Below are 1195 nucleotides of genomic sequence, written 5' to 3'. Positions count from 1 at the left end.
GGAAATGGCAAAGGAAAAATTCGAGCGGACTAAGCCGCACGTGAACGTCGGCACCATCGGTCACGTTGACCATGGCAAGACCACCCTGACGGCCGCTATCGCAACGGTTCTGTCGTCGAAGTTCGGCGGCACGGCCAAGAAGTACGACGAAATCGACGCAGCGCCGGAAGAAAAGGCACGCGGTATTACGATTAACACCGCGCACATCGAGTACGAAACGGCTAACCGCCACTACGCACACGTTGACTGCCCGGGCCACGCCGACTACGTCAAGAACATGATTACCGGTGCTGCGCAGATGGACGGCGCAATCCTGGTTTGTTCGGCCGCAGACGGTCCGATGCCGCAAACGCGTGAGCACATCCTGTTGGCCCGCCAAGTTGGCGTGCCGTACATCATCGTGTTCCTGAACAAGTGCGACATGGTCGACGACGCCGAGCTGCTCGAGCTGGTCGAAATGGAAGTTCGCGAACTTCTGACGAAGTACGAATTCCCGGGCGACGATCTGCCGATCGTCAAGGGTTCGGCCAAGCTGGCGCTGGAAGGCGACAAGGGCGAACTGGGTGAAGTGGCAATTCTGGCGCTGGCTGAAGCGCTGGACACGTACATCCCGACGCCGGAGCGCGCGATCGACAAGGCATTCCTGATGCCGGTTGAAGACGTGTTCTCGATCTCGGGTCGTGGCACGGTGGTGACGGGTCGCGTTGAGTCGGGCGTGGTCAAGGTCGGCGAAGAAATCGAAATCGTGGGCATCGTGCCGACGGTCAAGACGATTTGCACGGGCGTTGAAATGTTCCGCAAGCTGCTCGACCAAGGTCAGGCAGGCGACAACGTCGGTATTCTGCTGCGCGGCACGAAGCGTGAAGACGTCCAGCGTGGTCAGGTTCTGGCCAAGCCGGGCTCGATCAAGCCGCACACGGACTTCACGGGCGAGGTCTACATTCTGTCGAAGGACGAAGGTGGTCGTCACACGCCGTTCTTCAACAACTACCGTCCGCAGTTCTACTTCCGTACGACGGACGTGACCGGTTCGATCAGCCTGCCGGAAGGTAAGGAAATGGTCATGCCGGGCGACAACGTGTCGATCACGGTCAAGCTGATCGCTCCGATCGCCATGACCGAAGGTCTGCGTTTCGCAATCCGCGAAGGTGGCCGTACCGTCGGCGCCGGCGTGGTTGCTACGATCGTTGCCTAA

Annotated in this window: 1 protein-coding gene; it reads left to right on the top strand. The window is 59.8% G+C overall.

From position 1 onward, the window contains the following. Nucleotides 1–4 precede the first annotated feature (4 nt). Nucleotides 5–1195, top strand: a complete 1191-nt coding sequence (gene tuf, locus CDV46_RS01110) for an elongation factor Tu (protein WP_058376384.1) — start codon at nt 5–7, stop codon at nt 1193–1195.

The sequence above is a fragment of the Pandoraea sp. PE-S2T-3 genome, from assembly GCF_002179965.1.
Taxonomy (GTDB): Bacteria; Pseudomonadota; Gammaproteobacteria; order Burkholderiales; family Burkholderiaceae; genus Pandoraea.
The sequence above is the reverse complement of the archived record's forward strand: the minus strand, read 5'-3'. Positions and strand labels throughout refer to the sequence as shown.